Here is a 15,047-nt window from a genome sequence, read left to right as displayed (position 1 = left end):
TGGAGAGGATAGGCTTTCAACGATGAAACGCCTCTTTATATTGCCCCTGACGGCTGCCCTCTGGGTGCTTACAACCGAGGTGGCGCACGCCGCCGGATCGGTGCACATGACTTGAGCCGCCCAGCCGCACATCAGGTGGGTTCGCCGCGGCGCGGACCCACCTGATCGCTGTTTGAGGCAGTTCTCCGCGACGCCTATCGCAAACGTCGATGTATCTTGCACCGATGTTAGCGTGCGAGCGGCCAGGTTTTAACCGTGCGCGCGCCATGATCAATCGCACTGTGGTCAGCGAGAGGGCGAGCGAATGGCGCGTAAGCGGGCGGCCGCGGCGGTGGCAGTCGTGATGGTCGGCTTCGGAGGGGTACCGGCGCGGGCCGACGTGCCCCCGCCGGGTGCGGACGGGGCGGGGTCGGGTGAGCGGGGCGACGCGGCGGGAGCACGGGCCCGGGTCTCGTCCGAGGTCGGGGATGTGCGGATCACCTCCTCGGAGAAGCTCGCGTCCGGGGCGACGCTACGGACGTTCGAAACGTCCGGCAGCGGCGGGCGGGTCGCCGGGGGTCTCGTGGACGTCGACCTGCGGCGGGCGGGGGTCGGGCTCCTGCGTCCGCCCGTGGTCGCCGCGCGCCGCACGGTGTCGGCGATGGCCAACGCGCAGCACGCCGTGGCCGGGGTGAACGGCGACTTCTTCAACATCAGCGAGACCCACACCGGGGTGGCGCCCACGGGATCGTCGTCCGGGCCCGAGGTGGACGAAGGCCGTCCCCTCAAGGGCGCCGTGCCCGACGGGCAGCGGTTCGGCCCGGCACTGCCGCCCGGCACGTCCGCCGAGGACGTCATCGGCGTCGGCGCCGACCGGCGCGGACATGTCGCGCGCCTGCACCTGACCGGGACGGTCCGCGCCGGCAGGAGGTCCATCGCCCTGCGCGGCCTCAACCAGTACGCGCTCCCGGTCGGCGGCGTCGGGGCGTTCGGTCCCGAATGGGGGGAAGTGTCGCGGCAGCGCGCCGTCTGCGGGACGGACGTCGTGCGCAACGACCCGTGCAGCACCGACACCGCCGAGGTGACCGTGCGGCGGGGCGTGGTGACGGGGGTCTCCGGCACGGTGGGAGGCGGCGCGATCCCGTCCGGCACGACCGTGCTCGTCGGACGGGAGAAGGGCGCCGGCGCGCTGCGCCGCCTCAAGACCGGCGACCGGGTCAAGGTCTCCTACCGGTTCACCGGAGGGGTCCGCTTCCGGTTCGCCGTCGGCGGGTTCCCGATCCTGCGCAACGGCAGGCCGCTCGGCGGTCTGAGCGCCGTCGGCCCGGCGCCGCGCACGGCCGCCGGGGTGAGCCGTGACGGACGCCATTTCTACCTCGTGGTGGTGGACGGAAGGTCCGAGCAGAGCGGCGGCGTGACCGTCGCCGAACTGGCGTCCCTGCTGGACAAGGCGGGCGCCGACGACGCCGTGAACCTCGACGGCGGCGGCTCGTCGACCTTCGTCGCGCGCTCCCCCGGCGAGCCCGAGGCGACCGTCCGCAACACCCCCTCGGACGGATCGGAACGCGCCGTCGCCAACGGCATCGGCGTCTTCACACCGAACGCACCCCGTTGAGACGTCCCGACCCGCCAGTTGTCGATCTCCTTCTTCGAAACGGAGGCGGCAGGCTCACACCGCGGCTGCGGGCCGGACCAGGCGACGGTTGAACACCCGCGGAAGGACGCCGGCGAGCCCGAGCAGGGTCAGGACGGCTTCTTGTCCTGGTGGCGCTTGTCGCGGACGTAGATGATGTTGGCCTTGCCGTCGCCGGGGCTGCGGCGGTCCAGGACGAACAGCGTCGTCGCGGCGATCAGCTCGTTGAGCTTCGCGTAGCCGTAGTTGCGGGAGTCGAACTCGGGGCGCTGCTTGGTGATGATGTGGCCGACGGACGCCAGGGCGGCCCACCCGTCCTCGTCGGACGCCGCCTCCACGGCGTTGCGGAGGAGGTTGACGAGGGCGGCGTCCTTCTTCAGCTTGGCGGCCGGGGTCGGGGGCGCCGGCTTCAGCGTCGCGGCGGCGGGGGTGGTCGCGTCCTGGTCGTACAGCAGGTTCTCGATGTAGATGAACTTGTCGCACGCCGCGACGAAGGGCTTGGGCGTCTTGCGCTCGCCGAACCCGTAGACGGTCAGACCGGACTCGCGGATGCGCGCGGCCAGGCGGGTGAAGTCGCTGTCGCTGGAGACGAGGCAGAACCCGTCGAAGCGGTCCGAGTACAGCAGGTCCATCGCGTCGATGACCATCGCCGCGTCGGTCGCGTTCTTGCCCTTGGTGTAGGCGAACTGCTGGACCGGCTGGATCGACTGGTCGAGCAGCCGCTCCTTCCAGCCCCGCAGGCTGGTGCCGGTCCAGTCGCCGTAGGCGCGCTTGACGTGCGCCGTCCCGTACTTGGCGACCTCGGCCAGCAGAGCCTCGACGATCGCGGGCTGCGCGTTGTCGGCGTCGATGAGCACCGCCAGCCTGGCAGTGTTCTCGCTGACCATGAGCACCCCCCGGAAGCCGTCGACCCGCTCCTCATTATCCAAGCCCGGCGCCCCGCCCCCGGGGACTGCCACGCCGTCGCGGTGCCTCGCGGCCTCGACCCGCCGGGTCAGGGGCGGAAGATCAGGTCGGCGCCGGTGCCGTCGAGCCATTCCCAGTACTGCTTGTGATCACCGATCTCCCTTTCCTTGAAGGCCCAGTGCGCGACGGTGGGGTTGCCCGCGCTGTCGAGCATGTCCAGGTCGAGCACATAGATGTCGTAGTTACCGTTGCCGACGGAGTGGACGAACCGGTCCGGCGGGTGTCCGTCGAGGCGTTCGGCCACCACGCTCCAACCGTCGTCGGCGAAGAACTCCAGGGTGTTGCAGTCGAGGCCACCGCCGATGCGGTCGAAGCCGGTGTCCAGGACGTGATGGACCGCCCAGAAGTCACGGATCGGCAGGGGAACCGGTCCCGCCAGCAGCGGCATGACGGCGGTCGGGTCGGCGGCATGCGGAGCGGAGCCGATCACGAGGGACAGGTGGTGGTCCCGTGCCGGGTCGGCGAACTGGTCGAGGCCCGCCGGCGCGTCGACGCCCCTGTCCGACCGCCAGGTGAAGTAGCCGAGGGCGTGCGTGCCGCTCTCGTCGATCAACAGGGCCAGGCCCAGGGTCCGGTCATGGACGGTCCGGACGAACCGGGGGGCGAGTCCGGCGACCGGCTCCCACACCTGACGCAGCGCCTGCGTCAGGTCGGCGGCAGGTGGGATTCCCCACGGATTGTCCGGGAACGGAACGTCCCCGGCGGCACCCGTCAGGAGCAGCCCCACCACGGTCGAACCCGCGCTCTGGAAATCATCGCCGATGATCTCTTGGACGAGATCGAGGCGCCGGCCGGCCAGCATCGCCCGTTCGAGCCGTCCTCGCCGGGCATGGTCGTCGCCGACGGTACGGAACTCGGCGAGCAGGTCGGCGGCCAGGGCGTCCGGGACGGGTTCCGCCGGCGCGCCCGCACCGGCCGATGCCGCCGTGGTCTCTCGGGTGCCGGCCTCGTCGCCGGCGTGCTCGTTCACCCCCTCGAACGTGACCTCGGGCGCCCGTTCGGGCAGGTCGCCGAGGTCGGTGATCGGGGTCCCGCGCAGGTTGACGAAGTGCAACGCGGGCAGCGTGGTGACGACCGTCAGGTCCCGGACCGGGCAGCCGGCCAGGCCGAGCACCGTCAGTGTCGGCATTCCCGACAGCGGCGACAGGTCGCTCACCCGCGTCCGGTAGACGAACAGGCGGCCCAGGCGCAGCCCGGACAGCGGGGTGAGGTCGGACAGTGGGCCGTCGCAGACGGACAGGTCAGACAGTTGCGTCAGGTCGGCTAGAGGTCCGACATCGGTGACGTGAGTGTGTTCCAGTCTCAGGTTCCGCAACTGCGTGAGCCGGGCGAGCGGGGTGATGTCGCCGACCGGGGCGTCGATCGTCAGATCCCGTAGTTCCCGCGCCGGACGCAGGGTGGAGGCGAGCGTCACCAGGTCGACCGGGACGGTCGAGTGCACCGACAGCCACGACAGGTTGCGCAACCGCCCGAGCGGTGTCAGGTCGGCGGGCTGGTGCAGTGTCAGGCTCAACCCGTCCACCGCGTCGAGCGCCTCCTCGGGGATCGGGCCCTCGCCGACGCCGGTCTGGGAGCGGATGGCCCACTCGACGCTGCGCTCGGGCGGGCGGCTGACGTCGAGGCGCGGAGCGCGCGCGTAGGCGTATCGGGCGGGGTTGCCCCTCGCGGGATGGGCGTGCCGCTCGCCGGGGGGCAGGTCGGCCCTCCACCGCTCGTAGTCGCGCTCCTCGGCCGCCAGCCGCGCCCGTTCGAGACGTTCGCGCGCCCGTTCGCGATGCGAGGCGCCCGGCTCGTCGAGCGGCTCACCGAAGATGGCGGCGAGGAGGCGCTGCTCCACGTCGGGCTCGTTGAGCAGGACGCGCTGCTCCCGGACCGCGGCGGTGCCCGGGTGCCAGAACGCGGTGTCGGCGGCGACGGCCCGCAGGGCCTCGTCGATCGGCAGCGAGGCGAGCCGCCGATCGAACCGTTCGAGGGCGGTCCGCCCTCGCTCTCGCGCCCGGGTCCGCGCCTCGTCCCGGTGGGCCAGGTAGGCGTCCCACTCGCGGGCCAGATCGGTCTCGGGTGCGTCGACGCGCTCCAGGAAGAACGCGAACGCTTCGGTCGCCGCGAGCAACTCGTGCTCATGGACGATCTGTTCGCGTACCGACGCGGGAGATCTGCTGGCGGCATCCACGGTGAAGGCTCCTTCGGCGGTGACGGTCGATGTTGTATCACCGGGCAAGGACGGCCTCGGAGGTCGCCGGCGAGCCGTCCGAAGGCGGGGACCGCGGCTCGGGCGGGAGCGCAATAGAATCCTGGGCGGCCGCGACGATCTCCGCCTCTGGAGGGTTTCGATGACCGAGCATCCGCGGATCGACTCTTCCGTTCCGCATTCGGCGCGGATCTGGAACCACTGGCTGGGAGGGAAGGACAACTACCCCATCGACCAGGAGGTGGGGGACGAGTTCCTGGCGATCTTTCCTGGCCAGGTGGACATCGCCCGGCATTCGCGGGCCTTTCTCGGGCGCGCCGTCCGGTACCTGGCGGGCGAGGTCGGGATGCGGCAGTTCCTCGACGTCGGCACCGGCCTGCCCACCGTCGACAACACCCATGAGGTCGCGCAGCGGATCGCGCCCGACGCGCGCGTCGTCTATGTCGACAACGATCCGCTCGTCCTCACGCATGCCCGCGCGCTGCTCACCTCCGCGCCCGAGGGGGTCACGTCCTATATCGACGCCGACATCCGCGAGCCGGACGTGATCCTGGCCAAGGCCGCCGAGACGCTCGACTTCGACCGGCCCGTCGCTCTGCTGCTACTCGGGATTCTCGGTCACCTGACCGACGGGGAGGACCCCGAGGGCGTGCTCGCGCGGCTGGTGGGGGCCCTCGCGCCGGGCAGTCACGTGGTCGTCAACGACGGGAGCGACGTCTTCGGGGCGCCGGGTGCGGACGGCGCCGACGACACCGCCCGCGCCCGCGCGATCGCCCGTTACGTCGAGGCGGGCGGCGTCGCCTACAACCTTCGCTCCCCCGATCGGATCGCCAGGTACTTCGGCGGCCTGGAGCTGCTGGAGCCGGGGGTCGTGCCGGTGTCGCGCTGGCGTCCCGAGCCGTCCCCGTTCGACGAGCCGCCCGAGGTGGACGCCTTCTGCGGCGTCGCCCGCGTCCCGGTCAGCGGGTGAAGGCCAGGAGGGCGTGGCCCTTGTCACCCGGGTAGGACGTGAACATGTCGCCGGTCAGGACGTAGACCATGCCGTGCGAGACGACCGCTCCTCCGCCGCCGGCCAGGGAGCCGCCGCGGGCGACGCCGCCGTTGACGGTCGGGAAGTCGGCGATGGTGTCGAAGCTCCACAGGACCTCGCCGGTGCGGGACGAGGAGGCGCGCATCTTGCCGTCCATGCCGCCCTCCCAGACGAGGCCGGGGGTGGACGTCACGGCGGGCGGGTGGCCGAGGCGGCAGACCTTCGGGTACTGGGCCGCGCCGCGAAGGGGGCGTGCCGGTTCCAGAAGCCGCAGTGGTGCTGCTCCGCGATCTCGTGGGTGACCTGGCTGTCCCCGGCCGGGACGAGCGACAGGACGGCCGGGTCGCGCCGGGTGAAGCGCGGCCAGTACGGCGTCCCGTCCACGGTGGGGTTCCCGGTGCGGGCGCATCCCGTCCACTGGGCGGTGAGCTGCGCGCCGAACGCCTTCTGGTCGGCGGTCGGCTCGGCGCCGCCGGGGAACGGCGACAGGAACGGGCTCTCGCTCACGTGGTAGGAGCCGTTCGGCTTCGCCGGGTCCAGGAAGAACATGGGCGGGGCGTCGGCGTGGTCGGTCTGGTAGGCGAACACCGGGATGTGCTCGGCCAGCCGCTCGTCGTTGAGGAGCGCCGGGCACACGGAGTTGGAGTCGGCGACGATCGTCCGGTAGGCGATGAACGCGGACGGGGCGGGGAAGCGCTCCAGCGGGTACAGCTTGAGGACGCGGCTCGCGAGCGGCCCGTACCGCCGCCGGACGGACTCCCGGTACTTCTCCGGGGTGTCGGCGGAGGGGGGCTGGACCTCGTCCCGGTCGACGCCGTGCATCAGCGCGACCTTGTTGACCTTCCCTTCGGCGAACGCCCGGCCGGGCGACATCGGGAGGATCTCGCCGTCCACGACCGGGCCCTGCGTCCCGGCGTCCGGGCCGATGCCGTCGCCGGCCTGCTTGAGCAGCCGGTCGACGGGCAGGGAGCGCAGGCAGGCGGCGTCCCCGCAGCCGAGCGCGGCGGCGAACCGCTCACCGGCCTTCCGGCCTTCCGCCTCGCCCGGCAGCTCGGCCTTGCAGTCCTGCGCCTGCCATTGGACGTCCTCGCCGAGCAGCGGGTTGTACTCGCCGCTCTGCGCGATGCCCTTCTGGAACAGGCCCTTCGCTGCCGGGGACGCGGTGTTGGCGCAGACGCTCGACCCTCCGGCGGACGCGCCGTAGATCGTCACGTTGCGCGGGTCGCCGCCGAAGCGCGCGATGTTGCGCCGGACCCACCGCAGCGCGGCCTGCTGGTCGCGCAGCGCGTAGTTGCCCGCGTGCTTCCCGAACCCCTCGTGCGCCATGAACCCGAAGATTCCGAGCCGGTAGTGCACGCCGACGTTGACGACGCCGCCCTCCTTGACGAGGTGCGTCCCGTCGGACGGCGACCCGAGCCGGAACCCGCCGCCGTGCAGTTCGACCATCACGGGCAGCGGCCTCCCGTCGGTCCTCTCCGGAGCGGTGACGTCCAGCGTGAGGCAGTCCTCGCTGGTCGAGCCGGGCCCGAGGCCGGGCGGCTGCGGGCACGGGCCGCCGCGCCAGGTCGCCCCAAGAGTGGACGTCCACCCCGCGGGCGGGCGGCGCCGCGTAGGGGACGCCGAGCCAGGACCTGACACCGTCCCCCGCCGTCCCGCACACCGGGCCCCTGTCGGTCCGCACGGTCGTCCCGTCCGCGCAGGCCGGGGCCTCTCCGGCGCGGGGCCCGTCCTGCGCCCGGGCGGGCGCCGAGGCCGCGAACGCCACGGCCGCCGCTCCCGCCGACGCCGCCGAGGCGACCACGAAGAGCCATCTTCTGGGCCGCATGTCTGACCGTCCTCACCGCGTGGGTCTCCTGCCGGACGGGCCGAACGTAGGACGGTCCATGAGCCTCACGACAGAACATTCCCGGCAGATGCGGAGAGCGGCGCCCCCGGCGCGCCGAGCGGCCCGCGGCGGCCGCCGGGCGCGGGCCGCTCGGCGGCCGCCGGGCGGCGGCGCCCGAGGGGCCTTTCCGGCCGCCGGGGATCTCACTGGGCGGGAGGGGGAGGCGGGGGCGGCGAGGGGCGGCTACTCTACCAAACAGTTGTTAGAAAGAGGGTCGCATGGATCTTGAGTTCGGGGCGGCGGACGAGGAGTTCCGCGGCGAGGTGCGGGGGTGGCTGCGCGAGCACGTCCCGGCGCTGCCCCTCCCGTCGCTGGAGACCGGGGAGGGCTTCGCGGCGCACCGGGAGTGGGAGCGGACGCTCGGGGCGGCGCGGCTGGGCGTGGTGTCGTGGCCGGAGGAGTACGGCGGACGCGGCGCGTCGGTCCTGCAATGGCTCGTCTTCGAGGAGGAGTACTACGCGGCGGGCGCGCCGGGGCGGGTCAGCCAGAACGGCATCAACCTGCTGGCGCCGACGCTGCTCAAGCACGGGACGCCGGAGCAGCTCGCGCGGATCCTGCCGCCGATGGCGGGCGGCGAGGTGATCTGGGCTCAGGCGTGGTCGGAGCCGGGCGCCGGCAGCGACCTGGCGGCCCTGCGGTCGACGGCGACCCGCACCGACGGCGGCTGGCTGCTCGACGGGCAGAAGACGTGGAGCTCGCGGGCCGCGTTCGCCGACCGGGGGTTCGGGCTGTTCCGGTCCGACCCCGAATCCGGAAATGAGCGGAGCGAACCGGGGGGTGTGGGGGGTCGTCCCCCCACTGTGAGTAGACACAAGGGGCTCACCTACCTGATGTTCCCGCTGGACGCCGAGGGCGTGACGGTCCGCCCGATCGGGCGGCTGGACGGCAAGCCCGCGTTCGCCGAGCTGTTCCTCGACAGGGTCTTCGTGCCGGACGAGGACGTCATCGGCGCGCCCGGGGACGGCTGGCGCGTCGCGATGGCCACCGCCGGGAACGAGCGCGGCCTGACGCTGCGCAGCCCCGGGCGGTTCACCGCGGCGGCCGAGCGGCTCGTCGAGCTGTGGAGGGAGCGCGCGGACGACGCCGGCGGCGCGCTGCGCGACCGGGTCGCGGACGCCTGGATCAGGGCGCGGGCCTACCGGCTCAAGGGGTTCGAGACGGTGTCGCGGGACGACGACGTCGGCGCGGAGTCGAGCCTGAACAAGGTGTTCTGGTCGGAGCTGGACGTGGCGCTGCACGAGACCGCGCTCGACCTGCTCGGCCCGGACGGCGAACTGGAGTCGGAGTGGCTGGAGAACTACGTGTTCTCGCTGGCCGGGCCCATCTACGCGGGCACCAACGAGATCCAGCGCAACGTGATCGCCGAGCGGCTGCTCGGCCTGCCGAGGGGGTCCCGGTGAAGTTCGTTCTCTCCGCCGAGCAGCGGATGTTCGGCGGGACGCTGCGCAAGCTGCTGGGCGGCCCCGGCACCGCCGAGGCGGCCCGCGCCTGGGCGGCCGGGGACGCCGGGCCCGGTCGGGCGCTGTGGTCCGCGGTCGCCGAGGCCGGGGCGTTCGCGGTGGCCGTCCCGGAGGAGGCCGGCGGCGCCGGGCTGCTGCCGGTCGAGCTGGCCGTCGCAGCGGAGGAGCTGGGGCGGGCCGCCGCGCCCGGCCCCTACGTGGAGACGCTCGCCGCCGCCGAGCTGCTGGGCGAGTCGCCGTGGCTGCCGCGGATCGCCGAGGGCGAGGCGGTCGTGACGCTCGCCGTCCCGCACGCGCTGGACGCCGACGTCGCCGACCTGGTGCTCAGCGTCGACGGCGTCGAGCGGAAGGCGACCGGAGAGGCCGTCGCGTCGCTCGACCCGGCGCGGCGGCTGTTCCGCGTCCCCGAGGGCGCGGGGCGCACCGACTTCGGCGTGCTGCTGTGCGCGGCGCAGCAGGTCGGGCTCGGGCGGGCGCTGCTGGAGGTGTCCGTCGAGTACGCCAGGACGCGGCAGCAGTTCGGCCGTCCGATCGGCGAGTACCAGGCGATCAAGCACCAGCTGGCGAGCGCGATGGTCGAGCTGGAGTTCGCCCGCCCGCTCGTGTACGGGGCGGCGCTGGCGTACGGGACGCCGGACTTCGCGCGGGACGCGTCCGCCGCGAAGGTCGCCGCGTCCGAGGCGTCCTACGGGATGGCCAAGACCGCGCTCCAGGTGCACGGCGCGATCGGCTACACCGACGAGTACGACCCGTCGCTGTGGATCCGCAAGGCGCGGGCCCTGTACTCGGCGTGGGGCACCGTGGCCGAGCACAGGGCCCGGGTCCTCGCGGCCCTCTAGGCGCTGGTCAGAGGCGCTCTTTGAGCTTCACGCGCCAGATCTTGCCGGACGCGGTCTTCGGGAGGTCGTCCACGAAGACGACCTCCTTGGGGACCTTGAAGTTCGCGAGCCGCTCCCGGCAGTGCGCGACGAGCTCGTCCGGCGCGGCCGTCCTGCCGGGGCGGAGCCGGACGTAGGCGCGCCCCACCTCGCCCATGCGCGCGTCCGGGACGCCGATGACGCCCGACTCGGCGACGGCGTCGTGGCGGGCGAGGACGTTCTCGACCTCGGCCGGGTACACGTTGAACCCGCCGACGACGAACATCTCCTTGGTGCGGCCCGTGATGGTGATGTTGCCGCGCTCGTCGACGCGCCCGCGGTCGCCGGTGTCGAGCCAGCCGTCGCGGACCGTCTCGGCGGTCGCCTCCGGGTCGTCCAGGTAGCCCTTCATGACGTTGTAGCCGCGCACGAGGATCGCGCCGTCCGTCCCGGCCGGGACACGCCCGCCCTCGCCGTCGACGATCGCGACCTCGACGTCGTCGATGGGCCGACCGGACGTGGTGGCGATGGTCTCGTCGTCGTCGTCCACCGAGCAGGCCGAGACCGTGCCGGACGACTCGGTCAGCCCGTAGGCGGTCACGACCTGCGGGAACAGCTCGTCCTTGATGCGCCGCACCAGCGCGACGGGCACGTCCCCCGCGCCCGTCACCGCCAGCCGCAGGGACGACAGGTCGCGCTCGTCGCCGCCGGGGGCGTCCAGGAGCGCGGTGTAGATGGTCGGCGGCCCCGGCAGGACGGTGATCCGCTCGCGCTCGATGAGCCGCAGGGTCTCCGGGACGTCGAACGTGCGCTGCAGCACCATCGTGGCGCCCTGCATCACGCACGCCAGCACGCCGGCCTTGTAGCCGAACGTGTGGAACATCGGGTTCACGATGAGGTAGCGGTCGCCGGCCCGCACGCCGGTGCGGCCCGCCCACGCCCGGTACGTGCGGACGTTCTGCTCGTGCGTGACCATGGCGCCCTTGGGCCTGCCGGTGGTCCCGGAGGTGAACAGGATGTCGGCGACGTCGTCCGGCGCGACGGCCGCCGACCGCGCGTCCGCCTCGTCCGGGGGCGCGGCCGCGGCGGTGAAGTCGTCCCAGGAGATCACTCCCGGGCGGGCGCCGCCGTTGAACGTGACGACCGTCCGCAGCGCGGGCAGCCCGGGGGCGCCGGACGCGTCCACGCCGAGCATGCCGGGGTAGTCGATGCCGAGGAACCCGTCCTCCACGAACAGGATCTTCGCCCCGGCCTTGGAGAGCGGCCACCGGGCCTCGTCGCCCTTGTAGCGGGTGTTGAGCGGGACGAGGGTCGCGCCCGCGCCGAGCGCGCCGAGCACGGTGACGATCCAGCGCAGGCCGTTCGGCGCCCAGACGGCGATGCGGTCCCCCGGCTCGATCCCCGCTCCGGCGAACGCGCCCGTCGCCTCGCGGACCAGCTCCCGCAGCTCGGCGTAGGCGACCCGGACGTCGCCGTCCACGACCGCCTCCGCGTCCGGAAACTCCCTCGCCGCCCGCGCCACCAACCCCGGAACCGTCAGCTCGCTCATGGGCCACCATCATCCCCGCCGCACCCCGGCCCGGCCGTCGGCGTCCCGGTGACCGGTACACCCGTCTCGCCCCCGCGATCGAGGGTGTAGACGCGATCCGGATCCGTCCCGCTTCCCTGCCGCTAGGGGGCGCGCAGGTCGTTGGCGGCCGTTCGGTAGGCCGCGGCGATGCCGTCGAGCATGCCGATCAGCAGCGGGGCCTGCTCCGGGGTGTAGCGGGCGCCGACCTCGTCCAGGTGGCGGCGGGCGCCCGCGGCGAGGGCGCGGTAGTCGTCGAGGCCGTCCTCGACCAGCTCCACGGTGACCGTGCGGCGGTCGTGCTCGCCGCGGACCCGCCGCGCGTAGCCGGCCTTCTCCAGCCGGTCGACCAGCCGGGTCGCCGAGGCGGAGGGCAGCCGGAGCTCCTCGGAGATCGCGCCCACCGGCAGGGGGCCGCGCATCTCCAGCAGGATCACGGCGGCGACGTCGAGGGGCCGCAGGCCGAGCCGGTCGGCGACCGCCTCGTTGTGGAGGAGGACCGCGATCAGGAATTCGCGGAAGACGTCCTCTCCCGCCCGTTCGGCACCCACCCTCGAAGGATACTCCGGAGCGATGTATCTTCGTATCGGAGATACTTCATTTTGGAGGAGACATGGAGATCCTCGTCATCGGCGCGGGAGTGGGCGGCCTGGCCGTGGCGCGCGCGCTGCTCGCCGCGGGCCACGAGGTGCGGGTCCACGAGCAGGCGCCCGGCCCCCGGCCCGGCGGCAAGGCGGTGCTCATCTGGAGCAACGGCAACGCCGTCCTGCACGATCTCGGCGTCACGCTGGACGGCGCCGGCAACCGCATCGACCGGATCGACGCCCTCACGTCCTCCGGGCGGTTGCGCACCGGGCAGGACATCGCGCACGCCGCGTCCCGCTACGGCTTCGAGACCAAGGCCATCGCCCGCCGCGACCTGCTCGGACGGCTCGCCGGCGGCCTGCCCGAAGACCTCGTCCGCCACGGCGCGGCCTGCACGGGCCTGACCCAGGACGGCGACCGCGTCACGGCGTCCTTCGACGACGGATCGACCGACACCGGGGACCTGCTGATCGGAGCGGACGGCCACCATTCGGCGGTGCGGCGGCGCCTGTGGGGCGACGGCGCCGTGCGGCCCGCGGCGTTCGGCACCTGGCAGGGGCTCAGCCCCATCGGCATCGACCTGACCGGCACCCACCGCCATCTCATGATCACCGGACGCGAGGGCGCGTGCGGGCTCATGCCCGCGGGCGGCGGCCTGCTCCAGTGGTGGTTCGACATGCGCTGGACGCCCGGCGACCCGCGGCCCGCGTCCCCGCTGGACGAGCTGCGGCGGCGCTTCGGGCACTGGGCGTCCCCGGTTCCGGAGGTGCTCGCCGCCGCGGCCGACGACGACGTCGAGTTCTTCGGGCACCACTGGAACAGGGTGCGCAAGGTCTGGGGCGAGGGCCGCGTCACCCTGGTCGGCGACGCCGCGCACACCATGCCGCCCACCCTCGGGCAGGGCGCCAACCAGACGCTTGAGGACGCCTGGGTGCTCGGCCGCGAGCTGGCCGGGGAAGGCGACCCGGCGGCGCGGCTGCGCGCCTACGAGACGGCCCGCCACCCGCAGATCTCCCTGGTCTCCCGCATGGCGCGGCGCAACCCCGCGAACTGGCGCATCCCGCCGCTGGTCGGCCGGCTGATCCCGGAGACGTCCCAGAGCGCCATGCTCGCCCGGTTCAGCAACCGCCTCGCGGCGGGGTCCTCCTGAGGCACCCGGCTGACCGGGGATTATGTGAGGACTATTCACATTTAGCGGGATCGGTGTTTCACTCGGCTGAGAGCCACTGGACGTCTCCCCGGCCGAGGTGCCCCATGCCCGTCCGCCGTGCCACCCGCGTTCCGATCCTTCTCGTTCTCCTGCTCGCCCTCCTCCCCGTCCCCCGCGCGCACGCGGAGGGCGAGCCGCGCGAGGTGCGCGGCTACATCGACGCCCACAGCCACCTGATGGCGTACGAGGCGTTCGGCGGCGCGCTCATGTGCGGCGAGCCGTTCGACCCGCGCGGCATCCAGGAGGCGCTGCGCGACTGCCCCGACCACGCCGGCAACGGCGTGCTCGCCTGGTGGGAGAACTTCAACAGGTACGGCACCCCGTTCGGGACGCACGACCCGACCGGCTGGCCGACGTTCAAGGACTGGCCCGCCTACGACTCCCGCACCCACCAGCAGGTCTACTACGAGTGGCTGGAGCGGTCCTGGCGGGCCGGGCAGCGGATCCTCGTCAACCACCTGGTGGACAACCGGCAGCTCTGCGAGATCTACCCGCTCAAGCGCAACCCCTGCGACGAGATGGCCGGCATCCGGCTCCAGGCGCAGCGGATGCGGGAGATGCAGTCCTTCATCGACGAGCGCAGCGGCGGCCCCGGCAAGGGCTGGTTCCGCATCGTGCGGGACTCGGCGGACGCCCGCCGCGTCATCGAGGACGGCAAGCTCGCCGTCGTCCTCGGCATCGAGACCTCCGAGCCGTTCGGCTGCCGGCTCGTCAACGGCGCCCCCGCCTGCACCCGCGCCGACATCGACCGGGGCCTGGACGAGGCGAGGAGCCTCGGCGTGGCCTCGATGTTCGTGTGCCACAAGTACGACAACGCCCTGTGCGGCGTGCGCTTCGACGGCGGCGTCGCGGGGGCGATCGTCAACGTCGCCAACTTCGTCGGCACCGGGCGGTTCTGGCAGGCCGAGACGTGCACCGGCCCCGCCCACGACAACACGATCGCCCCGGCGGGCGAGGTCGGCGACGCCCTCCAACCGCTCCTGAAGCTGCTCGGACTGGCGGGGATCACGCTGCCGGTCTATCCGAGCGGCCCGCACTGCAACGTCCGGGGGCTCAGCGACCTCGGCGCGTACACGGTCCAGGGGATGATGAAGCGGCACATGATCGTCGAGATCGACCACATGAGCGCGAAGGCCGCCGGCCAGGCCCTCGGCGTCCTGGAGGCCGCGCGGTACCCCGGCGTCATCTCGTCCCACAGCTGGATGGACGCGACCTACCTGCCCCGCGTCTACCGGCTCGGCGGCATGGTCGCCGGGTACGGCAGCGCCGCCGACCGGTTCACCGCCGAGTGGCGGCGCGACAAGTCCCAGCGCGACCCCGCCCGCCCGTTCGGCTACGGGTACGGGCTCGACGCCAACGGCATGGGCGCGCTGCCGGAGCCCCGCACGGGCGGCGACGCGGGCCCGCTGCGCTACCCCTTCGCCTCGCCGATCGACCCCGCCGTGAAGCTCGACCGGCTGCGCGCCGGGCTGCGCACCTGGGATCTCAACACCGACGGCGTCGCGAACTACGGCCTCGTCCCGGACTGGATCGCCGACCTGCGCGCGGTCGGCGGGCCGGAGATCACCGAGGACATGGCGCGCGGCGCGGAGGTCTACCTGCGGATGTGGCGCGGCGCCGAGACGGCGCCGTCCTGAAAGATCGGTAAGCTTCCGGGCATGCGTTGACCCCTGCCCGGAAGCCG

At 73.1% G+C, this 15,047-nt stretch carries 12 protein-coding genes; 6 read left to right on the top strand and 6 right to left on the bottom strand.

The window, feature by feature from the left end:
- Positions 1-304 precede the first annotated feature (304 nt).
- Entirely contained in the window at positions 305-1,594 is a 1,290-nt protein-coding gene (locus ACQEU6_RS38445; protein WP_499338615.1) for a phosphodiester glycosidase family protein, read from the top strand.
- Positions 1,595-1,722: 128 nt separating this feature from the next.
- Here ACQEU6_RS38445 and ACQEU6_RS38440 read toward each other — a convergent pair whose 3' ends face one another.
- Together ACQEU6_RS38440 and ACQEU6_RS38435 are read right to left on the bottom strand one after the other, a co-directional pair.
- Positions 1,723-2,541, bottom strand: a complete 819-nt coding sequence (locus ACQEU6_RS38440) for an NYN domain-containing protein (RefSeq protein WP_499338614.1) — start codon at positions 2,539-2,541, stop codon at positions 1,723-1,725.
- A gap of 65 nt (positions 2,542-2,606) precedes the next feature.
- Positions 2,607-4,751, bottom strand: a complete 2,145-nt coding sequence (locus ACQEU6_RS38435) for a hypothetical protein (protein WP_499338613.1) — start codon at positions 4,749-4,751, stop codon at positions 2,607-2,609.
- Between the two features lie 160 nt (positions 4,752-4,911).
- On the opposite strand from ACQEU6_RS38435, the gene ACQEU6_RS38430 reads away from it, so the two are divergent.
- Positions 4,912-5,739 carry an SAM-dependent methyltransferase gene (locus tag ACQEU6_RS38430; protein WP_499338612.1) on the top strand — a complete coding sequence of 276 codons (828 nt, stop codon included), beginning with the start codon at positions 4,912-4,914 and terminating at the stop codon, positions 5,737-5,739.
- Here ACQEU6_RS38430 and ACQEU6_RS38425 read toward each other — a convergent pair.
- Together ACQEU6_RS38425 and ACQEU6_RS38420 are read right to left on the bottom strand one after the other, a co-directional pair.
- On the bottom strand, positions 5,729-5,992 hold the full coding sequence (locus tag ACQEU6_RS38425) for a hypothetical protein (protein ID WP_499338611.1): 264 nt from the start codon (positions 5,990-5,992) through the stop codon (positions 5,729-5,731). The two genes, ACQEU6_RS38430 and ACQEU6_RS38425, sit on opposite strands and share 11 nt — an antisense overlap.
- Positions 5,989-7,437, bottom strand: a complete 1,449-nt coding sequence (locus ACQEU6_RS38420) for a carboxylesterase/lipase family protein (RefSeq protein WP_499338610.1) — start codon at positions 7,435-7,437, stop codon at positions 5,989-5,991. The genes ACQEU6_RS38425 and ACQEU6_RS38420 overlap by 4 nt, the downstream gene beginning before the upstream one ends.
- A 465-nt stretch (positions 7,438-7,902) precedes the next feature.
- On the opposite strand from ACQEU6_RS38420, the gene ACQEU6_RS38415 reads away from it, so the two are divergent.
- Both ACQEU6_RS38415 and ACQEU6_RS38410 read left to right on the top strand, forming a co-directional pair.
- On the top strand, positions 7,903-9,084 hold the full coding sequence (locus ACQEU6_RS38415; protein ID WP_499338609.1) for an acyl-CoA dehydrogenase family protein: 1,182 nt from the start codon (positions 7,903-7,905) through the stop codon (positions 9,082-9,084).
- Positions 9,081-9,983 carry an acyl-CoA dehydrogenase family protein gene (locus tag ACQEU6_RS38410; RefSeq protein WP_499338608.1) on the top strand — a complete coding sequence of 301 codons (903 nt, stop codon included), beginning with the start codon at positions 9,081-9,083 and terminating at the stop codon, positions 9,981-9,983. Before ACQEU6_RS38415 ends, ACQEU6_RS38410 begins: the two co-directional genes overlap by 4 nt.
- A 7-nt stretch (positions 9,984-9,990) precedes the next feature.
- On the opposite strand, the gene ACQEU6_RS38405 is transcribed toward ACQEU6_RS38410, so the two are convergent.
- Positions 9,991-11,550 carry a FadD3 family acyl-CoA ligase gene (locus tag ACQEU6_RS38405; protein WP_499338607.1) on the bottom strand — a complete coding sequence of 520 codons (1,560 nt, stop codon included), beginning with the start codon at positions 11,548-11,550 and terminating at the stop codon, positions 9,991-9,993.
- A 122-nt stretch (positions 11,551-11,672) separates the two neighbouring features.
- On the bottom strand, positions 11,673-12,119 hold the full coding sequence (locus tag ACQEU6_RS38400; RefSeq protein ID WP_499338606.1) for a MarR family winged helix-turn-helix transcriptional regulator: 447 nt from the start codon (positions 12,117-12,119) through the stop codon (positions 11,673-11,675).
- 62 nt (positions 12,120-12,181) lie between these two features.
- Between ACQEU6_RS38400 and ACQEU6_RS38395 the strand changes: the two genes are divergently transcribed.
- Entirely contained in the window at positions 12,182-13,303 is a 1,122-nt protein-coding gene (locus ACQEU6_RS38395; protein WP_499338605.1) for an FAD-dependent monooxygenase, read from the top strand.
- A gap of 104 nt (positions 13,304-13,407) precedes the next feature.
- Positions 13,408-15,000: a Coagulation factor 5/8 type domain-containing protein gene (locus ACQEU6_RS38390; protein ID WP_499338604.1), complete on the top strand. Its 1,593-nt coding sequence runs from the start codon at positions 13,408-13,410 to the stop codon at positions 14,998-15,000.
- Positions 15,001-15,047: the final 47 nt, after the last annotated feature.

Source organism: Spirillospora sp. CA-108201 (assembly GCF_050936235.1).
Taxonomy (GTDB): Bacteria; Actinomycetota; Actinomycetes; order Streptosporangiales; family Streptosporangiaceae; genus Spirillospora.
The sequence above is the reverse complement of the archived record's forward strand: the minus strand, read 5'-3'. Positions and strand labels throughout refer to the sequence as shown.